6 protein-coding genes and 1 pseudogene are annotated in these 7844 nt (G+C 63.7%); 5 read left to right on the plus strand and 2 right to left on the minus strand.

What is annotated here, in order from left to right:
* A partial coding sequence (locus tag BLV07_RS45325) for an MFS transporter (protein WP_143035748.1) occupies positions 1-1305 on the plus strand: 1305 nt, incomplete at its 5' end.
* Between the two features lie 71 nt (positions 1306-1376).
* Here BLV07_RS45325 and BLV07_RS45330 read toward each other — a convergent pair.
* Positions 1377-1730 (minus strand): type II toxin-antitoxin system PemK/MazF family toxin, encoded by a 354-nt coding sequence (locus BLV07_RS45330; protein WP_091899088.1) that lies wholly within the window; start codon positions 1728-1730, stop codon positions 1377-1379.
* Positions 1731-1858: 128 nt separating this feature from the next.
* Positions 1859-2167 (minus strand): antitoxin MazE family protein, encoded by a 309-nt coding sequence (locus tag BLV07_RS45335; RefSeq protein WP_349525707.1) that lies wholly within the window; start codon positions 2165-2167, stop codon positions 1859-1861.
* Positions 2168-2264: 97 nt separating this feature from the next.
* Between BLV07_RS45335 and BLV07_RS45340 the strand changes: the two genes are divergently transcribed.
* The 4 genes and pseudogenes from BLV07_RS45340 to BLV07_RS45355 form a co-directional block, all read left to right on the plus strand.
* Complete coding sequence (locus BLV07_RS45340) at positions 2265-3371, plus strand: efflux RND transporter periplasmic adaptor subunit (RefSeq protein ID WP_091899084.1); 1107 nt, start codon at positions 2265-2267, stop codon at positions 3369-3371.
* A 177-nt stretch (positions 3372-3548) separates the two neighbouring features.
* Positions 3549-6686 (plus strand): efflux RND transporter permease subunit, encoded by a 3138-nt coding sequence (locus BLV07_RS45345; RefSeq protein WP_091899085.1) that lies wholly within the window; start codon positions 3549-3551, stop codon positions 6684-6686.
* Positions 6687-6720: 34 nt separating this feature from the next.
* Entirely contained in the window at positions 6721-7320 is a 600-nt protein-coding gene (locus BLV07_RS45350; RefSeq protein ID WP_091899086.1) for a TetR/AcrR family transcriptional regulator, read from the plus strand.
* A 273-nt stretch (positions 7321-7593) separates the two neighbouring features.
* Positions 7594-7844: pseudogene (locus BLV07_RS45355) on the plus strand (IS110 family transposase); the annotation flags it as partial.

A 7844-nucleotide genomic window follows, 5' to 3' on the forward strand; every position in this document is an offset into this window, starting at 1 on the left:
GCCAGGAACGCCAGCAAGAGCACCATCGAGACCTCGACCATCCGCGCCATCTCCTGGCGCCTGATTCCGTTCCTGGTGCTGGCCTACTTCTTCTCCTATCTCGACCGCGTCAATCTCGGCTTCGCCGCGCTGACCATGAACGCGGAGCTGAAGTTCACGCCGCTGATCTTCTCCTGGGGCGCCGGCATCTTCTTCATCGGCTACTTCATCTTCGAGGTGCCGAGCAACCTCGCGCTGGAAAAATTCGGCGCCAGCCGCTGGATCGCCCGCATCATGGTGACCTGGGGCATCATCTCGGCGCTGATGGCGCTGGTCAGCGGTGTCACCAGCTTCTACGTTTTGCGCTTCCTGCTCGGCGTCGCCGAGGCCGGCTTCTTCCCGGGCATCATCCTGTATCTGACCTATTGGTACCCGGCCGAATACCGCGCCCGCTTCCTGGCGGCCTTCGCCATTGCCGTGCCGGTCTCGACCGTGATCGGCGCGCCGGTCTCGGGCCTCCTGCTCGGGCTCGACGGCATCATGGGGCTGAAGGGTTGGCAGTGGCTGTTCATCATCGAGGGCATCCCTTCGGTGCTGCTCGGCCTCGTCACCTGGTTCTATCTCACCGACCGACCGGAGAAGGCGAATTGGCTCTCGGCCGAGCAGAAAGCCTGGCTCAAGGCCAAGCTCGATTCCGAGATCGCCGCCAAGCAGGCGGTGAAGCATCCCTCGCTCGGCCAAGCGCTGTCGTCGCCGAAGGTGATCGCGCTCAGCCTGATCTATTTCGGCTTCGTCGGCGCGCTCTATGGCATGCAGTTCTGGCTGCCGCAGATCGTCAAGGCGTTCGGCCTCACCAACGCGCAGACCGGCTTCGTCACCGCGATCCCCTATCTGTTCGGCACCATCGCCATGATCCTGTGGGCGCGGCATTCGGATGCGAGCCGCGAGCGCGTGATGCATGTCGGCGCGCCGCTGCTGCTCACCGCGGTCGCGCTCGGCATCTCCTCCTATCTCACCGATCCCACCCTCACGATGGTGGTGCTGACGGTGGCCGCGATCGGCGTGTTCTGCTGCTTCGGCGTGTTCTGGACCCTGCCGACCGCCTGGCTCTCCGGCACGGCGGCGGCCGGCGCCATCGCCCTGATCAACTCGGTCGGCAATCTCGCCGGGTTCGGCGGGCCCTATCTGATCGGCTGGGTCAAGGAAGCCACCGGCCAGACCTCGACCGGTTTGCTCGTCCTTGCCGTCCTGCCGCTGGTCGCCGGCCTCCTGGTCTTCGTCGGCGGCCACGACAGCAAGCACGAGTTTGCTGAACAGGGGCGGTGAGGGGGCCGCTAACCTCGCCATTCCGGGGTAGTCCTTCGGGCTATCCCGGAATGACGGCTCGGTACGGCTCGCTAATCCGCTTCGGCGGTTCTTTGCGAGCCTGCCAGCCCCAGAAATACCAGCATAGCGCGGTTGAGGCGCAAGACGTCTTCATCGTCGAGCCGCCCGACAAGCGTTCCCATCTTGGCTTTCGCCACCGTGGTGATCTTGTCGACCATCAGCCGTGATGGTGCTCGGAGGCCGTTGCGTTCGTTCGGCTCAATCTGCAATCGGAAGAGAGGTGCCTCAGTTTCGGCAGTCGTTAATGGGCAAACCGTGATCGATTCCGTTGCGTCAAAATTGTCGTCCTGCACGATTACAGCCGGACGCGGCTTTCCCGCGTAGTCCTTTCCGCCGGCTACAGTCCAGATTTCGCCGCGCTCCATTCGCTGATGAACAGCCATCCTAGGCTTGCTCCACTGCTGGGAATCCGTCCGCTCTCGGACGGGTTTCAAAGGACGCCAGCCTGCGCTGAAGCGGGGTGAGAAAGTGTTCCAGTCTCACTATTCACAGATTATTCTGTCTCGTCAGGCCAATCGGAGATCGCATCAACGAAGGCCTGATCCTCTGATGCGTGCGGGCTCGCCGCGACGGCCAGCGACTGACGATGTGCTTCTGACTTGAATGAGGGCGAGCGGACATCGGGTACCCATATCTGGATCGGCCGAAGTCCTTGCGCGCGGAGGCGCTCTCGATGCTCGCGTACCTTCACCCGTGACGACTTTGGTCTGGAAGAAGAGGGCATGGGGTCTCTCTCATTTCGGTTACATGTAACCCTACCACAAAAGAAGGCGCCGAGCCAATCGAAGGTCGACCTTACCATCCCTTAACGATCACAGATTCCTGATGACTGACGATTATTGACTTTTATCAGTGATTAGTTGACATTCCTCTCATTAGAGATGCAGGAGTGTCCTTCGATGTTCGTCCGGTCGGTTTTGTCCAGCTATTCCAGGCTCTTGGCGGGTGTCTCGCTGGCCCTGATGGCCGCTGCGCTGGCCGGGTGCAATGACACCGTCGCGGAGAAGGCCGAGCCGCCGCGGCCGGTTCTGGTTGCGGCCGCCCATTATGATGCCGAGACGCCGGAGCGCAGCTTCGTTGGCACCATCCGCCCGCGGATCGAGAGCGACCTCGGCTTCCGAGTCGCCGGCAAGGTCGCAAAGCGCCTGGTCGAAGTCGGCCAGACGGTAGAGGTTGGTCAGCCGCTCGCCACCCTGGACGAGGTCGATTTGAAGCTGCAGGCCGAGCAGGCGCTGGCCGAGCAGACCGCCGCGACCGGTGTGCTGGCCCAGGCTGCCGCCGCCGAGCAGCGCGCCAAGGACCTCAAAGCCAAGGGCTGGACCACGGACGCGCAGATGGACTCGAGCCGTGCCGCTGCGGATGAAGCCCGCGCCCGCCTGAACCGCGCCGAACGCGCGCTCGAATTGAGCAAGAATTCCCTTTCCTACGCGACGCTTGTTGCCGACGCTCGTGGCGTCGTCACCGCAACGCTGATCGAGCCCGGCCAGGTGGTCGCCGCGGGCCAGGCTTCGATCCGTGTCGCCCGCTTTGCCGAGAAGGAAGCGGTCGTCGCGATCCCTGAGACGCTGGTTGGACGCGCCAAGTCGGGCGTCGCCAGCGTTACTCTTTGGTCGGAGCCGGACAAGAAATATACGGCCAAGCTGCGCGAGATCGCGCCGGCGGCCGATCCGGCCACCCGCACCTATCTGGCAAAATTCTCGCTGCCCGAGGCCGACGACAAGGTCGCGCTCGGCATGACCGCGACGCTGACGCTGTCGGACGCGGCCACCGAGCGCGTCGCGCGGCTGCCGCTGTCGGCGCTGTTCAATGAAGGCGGCAAGCCCTCGTTCTACGTCGTCGACGACAACGGCGCGATCACGCTGAAGCCGGTGACGGTGAAGTCCTACGAGAGCAATGACGTGGTCATTACCAGCGGCGTGGAAGAGGGCGCCAAGATCGTCGCCCTCGGCGTGCAGAAGCTCGATCCGAGCCAGAGGGTGCGGATCGTGTCCTCGCTGTCTTTCTAAGCGTTTTTGAGTTCGTCGTTGCAAGGCGAGTTTCGGCCCGAGCGCAAATGCGAAGGCTGAAGCGGCGAAGCGATCCAGAACCTGCCCAGCCCCCTGGATTGCTTCGCTGCCTCGCGATGACGCCTTGAACAGAGTGGCTGTCGTTTTTGGCAATTGGATCGTCTTTCGGAGAGTGCGATGAAGCGCTTCAACCTTTCGGCCTGGGCCGTCAGCCATCCGACGCTGGTGCTCTTCCTGATGATCGTGCTCGGCGTCGCCGGTTTCTTCTCCTATGAGAAGCTCGGCCGTGCCGAGGATCCGTTCTTCACGGTGAAGGTGGTCAACGTCTCCGTGATGTGGCCGGGCGCGACCGCGCAGGAGATGCAGACCCAGGTCGCCGATCCCATCGAGAAGAAGATCCAGGAGCTGCCTTATTTCGAGAAGGTGCAGACCTATTCCAAGCCCGCCTTCACCGCGCTCCAGGTGACCTTCCGCGACAACACCCCGCCGAAGGACGTGCCCTATCTCTTCTACCTGCTGCGCAAGAAGCTGGTCGACGTGCAGGGCCAGCTGCCGTCCGGCATCCTGGGACCTGTCGTCAACGACGAATTCTCCGACGTCGATTCCATCCTCTACATGATGACCGGCGACGGCGCCGACTATGCCCAGCTCAAGAAGGTCTCGGAAGGTTTTCGTCAGCGCCTGTTGAAGGTGCCAGGCGTCACCAAGGTCGACGTCTACGGCAATCAGGACGAACGCATCTTCGTCGAGTTCAGCCACGCCAAGCTCGCCACCCTCGGCATCACGCCGCAGGCGCTGTTCGATTCGCTCGCCAAGCAGAACAACGTGACGCCGGCCGGCACGGTCGAGACCTCCTCGCAGCGCGTGCCGTTGCGCGTCACCGGCGCGCTCGATGGCGCCAAGGCCGTGGCCGAGACGCCGGTCGAGAGCAATGGCCGCGTCTTCCGTCTCGGCGACATCGCCACCGTCACCCATGGCTATGTCGATCCGCCGAGCTTCGTCGTCCGCCAGGAAGGCAAGCCCGCGATCGGCATCGGCGTCGTCACCGCCAAGGGCGCCAACATCCTCGATCTCGGCAAGGAGGTCGAGAAGGCGACCAGCGAATTCATGAAGGCGGTGCCGCAGGGCATCGACATCAAGCTCATCGCCGACCAGCCCAAGGTGGTCGAGCACGCCGTCGGCGAATTCGTGCACTCCTTCATGGAAGCGCTCGTCATCGTGCTGTTCGTCTCGTTCCTGGCGCTCGGCTGGCGCACCGGCATCGTGGTCGCGCTGTCGGTGCCGCTCGTGCTCGGCATCGTCTTCGTCGTCATGAACACGATGTCGCTCGACTTGCACCGCATCACGCTGGGGGCGCTGATCATCGCGCTCGGCCTGCTCGTCGACGACGCCATCATCGCGGTCGAGATGATGGTGGTGAAGATGGAGCAGGGCTGGGACCGCATGCGCGCGGCGTCCTTTGCCTGGGAATCAACTGCGTTTCCGATGCTCACGGGAACGCTGGTCACGGCCGCCGGCTTCCTCCCCATCGGCTTTGCCAATTCCGCGGTCGGCGAATATGCCGGCAGCATCTTCTGGATCGTGGCGATCGCGCTGGTCGCCTCCTGGTTCGTGGCGGTGATCTTCACGCCTTATATCGGCGTCAAGCTGCTGCCGGAGATGAAGGCCCACCACAACCACGATCCGCATGCGGTGTACGAGACCCGCATGTACCGCGGCCTGCGTGCCATCGTGCAATGGTGTGTCAACCACCGCATCACCGTGGTGGTCGCGACCGTCGGCGTCTTCGTCGCCTCGATCGTCGGCTTTGGCCATGTCCAGCAGCAGTTCTTCCCGCTGTCGGAGCGGCCCGAGCTGTTCCTCCAGCTGCGTCTGCCCGAGGGCACGGCCTTCAACGTGACCGAGAAGGCTGTGAAGAAGGCCGAGACGCTGCTGAAGGACGACAAGGACATCGAGACCTATACGTCCTATGTCGGCCAGGGCTCGCCGCGCTTCTGGCTCGGCCTCAACCCGCAGCTCCCGAACGAGGCCTTTGCCGAGATCGTCATCGTCGCCAAGGGTGTCGAGGCGCGCGAGCGGATCAAGGCCAAGATCGAGAACGCCGCTGCCGAGGGCGTGCTGACGGAGGCGCGCGTCCGCGTCGACCGCTTCAATTTCGGCCCCCCGGTCGGCTTCCCCGTCCAGTTCCGCGTGATCGGCCCCGACGCCAACAAGGTGCGCGAGATCGCCTACCAGGTCCGCGACGTCATGCGCCAGAACAAGAGCGTCAAAGACGTCCAGCTCGACTGGAACGAGCAGTCGCCTTACCTGAAGCTCGTCGTCGACCAGGACCGTGCTCGTGCGATGGGCCTGACCCCGCAGGACGTCTCGCAGGCGCTGGCGATGCTGATCTCGGGTTCGCAGGTCACGACGGTACGTGACGGCATCGAGAAGGTCGGCGTGGTCGCACGTGCGATCCCGTCCGAACGCCTCGACCTCGGCGGCGTCGGCGATCTCACCATCACCTCACGCAACGGTGTGGCCGTGCCGCTGCAGCAGATTGCGAAGATCGAATATGCCCACGAGGAGCCGATCATGTGGCGGCGCAACCGCGACATGGCGATCACTGTGCGCTCCGACGTGGTCGACGGCGTGCAGGCGCCCGACGTCACCAACCAGATCACGCCGAAGCTGAAGGCGATCAAGGACCACCTCGAGCCGGCTTACCGGATCGAGCCGGGCGGCGCGTTCGAGGAATCCGCCAAGGGTAACGCCTCGATTTTCATCCTCTTCCCGGTGATGGTCATGGTGATGCTGACGCTGCTCATGATCCAGCTGCAGAGCTTCTCGCGCCTGATCCTGGTGTTCCTGACCGCGCCGCTCGGCATCGTCGGTGCCTCGCTCGGGCTCAACGTCGCCAATGCCCCGTTCGGCTTCGTGGCGCTGCTCGGCCTGATCGCGCTTGCCGGCATGATCATGCGCAACACCGTCATCCTGGTCGACCAGATCGAGACCGACGTCTCGCACGGTCTGACCCGGCGCGAGGCGATCGTGGAGGCGACCGTCCGCCGCGCCCGTCCGGTGGTGCTGACGGCGCTGGCCGCGATCCTCGCCATGATCCCGCTGTCGCGCTCGGCCTTCTGGGGCCCGATGGCGATCACCATCATGGGCGGCCTGTTCGTCGCGACCTTCCTGACACTCTTGTACCTGCCGGGCCTCTATGCGCTCTGGTTCAGGAAGAGCCTGGACGAGGCGGGCACCCCCGAGCAGCCTGCCGCGCCGCAGCATGGGAGCGATGACCAGCACGCAATTCCGCTTGCTGAAGCGGCTGAATAAGTGAGAAGTAGTGCTGAATGACGAGTCCTGACAGATGACACTGGTTGCGGAACATATCGAAGGCGACACCCGGGATCGTATCCTTGAGGTGGCCGAGCGGCTGTTCCGCCAAATCGGCTATCAGAAGACCACGGTCGGGGACATCGCCAAGGAGCTCCGGATGAGCCCCGCCAATGTCTATCGCTTCTTCGAATCGAAGAAGGCGATCCATCAGGCGGTGGCGCGGGGCTTGATGGGCGAGGTCGAGCTGGAGGCGCAGCGGATCGTGGCGGGCCCCGGTCCGGTACTTCCGCGCTTCCGCGAGCTGCTCACCACCATCCATCGAATGAACACCGAGCGCTATGTCGGTGACAACAAGCTGCACGAGATGGTCGCGATCGCGATGGAGGAGGACTGGGACGTCTGCGTCGCCCACATGGAGTGCATTGCGGGCGTGATCGGCCAGATGATCGCGCAAGGCGTTGCCTCCGGCGAGTTCGAGGCGCCCGACCTGCAGCTCGCCTCGCTCTGCGCCTGCACCGCGATGATACGCTTCTTCCACCCCCAGATGATCGCCCAGTGCGCCACCAAGCCGGGCCCGACCATCGACCAGATGATCGATTTCGTCATCGCGGGTCTGTCGCCGCGCCACTGACGGGCGGAGCCGTTTCTTCCTATAAGCAGCTTCGCGCCGCCCTTGACGGGCAGATGGCGGGCAATGACGGACCAACAAACTTCGTCATTGCGAGCCACCGGGTCCCCGCGGAGCGCGGCCCGATGACAGGCTCCGCGAAGCAATCCAGAATCCCTCCGCGGGAAGACTCTGGATTGCTTCGCTCCGCTCGCAATGATGGGATGGACGGCCCCCGAACGGCATCGGTGTGCCAGACTGGTGATGTTGAATCGAACCAGACAAAGGGAGCCGTCCATGACGAAGATTAGCACGATTGGGGTTGATCTGGCGAAGAACGTTTTTCAAGTCCACGGGATTGACGCGTCGGGAGCTGTGGTGGTGAGGCGCCAGCTCAAGCGAGCCTCGGTCGAGAAGTTTTTCGCACAGTTGCCGCCGTGCCTGGTGGGCATGGAGGCTTGCGGCAGCGCTCATCATTGGGCGCGCGTGATCGGCCGGTATGGCCACGAGGTGCGGTTGATGCCACCGGCTTATGTGAAGCCCTACGT

This window comes from Bradyrhizobium sp. Rc2d (genome assembly GCF_900099855.1).
GTDB lineage: Bacteria > Pseudomonadota > Alphaproteobacteria > Rhizobiales > Xanthobacteraceae > Bradyrhizobium.

Excerpts from the sequence above, each read along its gene's own strand:
- BLV07_RS45345 (WP_091899085.1), top strand. The coding sequence starts at position 3,549 with ATGAAGCGCTTCAACCTTTCGGCCTGGGCCGTCAGCCATCCGACGCTG.
- BLV07_RS45340 (WP_091899084.1), top strand. The coding sequence starts at position 2,265 with ATGTTCGTCCGGTCGGTTTTGTCCAGCTATTCCAGGCTCTTGGCGGGT.
- BLV07_RS45335 (WP_349525707.1), bottom strand. The coding sequence starts at position 2,167 with ATGGTAAGGTCGACCTTCGATTGGCTCGGCGCCTTCTTTTGTGGTAGG.
- BLV07_RS45350 (WP_091899086.1), top strand. The coding sequence starts at position 6,721 with ATGACACTGGTTGCGGAACATATCGAAGGCGACACCCGGGATCGTATC.
- BLV07_RS45330 (WP_091899088.1), bottom strand. The coding sequence starts at position 1,730 with ATGGAGCGCGGCGAAATCTGGACTGTAGCCGGCGGAAAGGACTACGCG.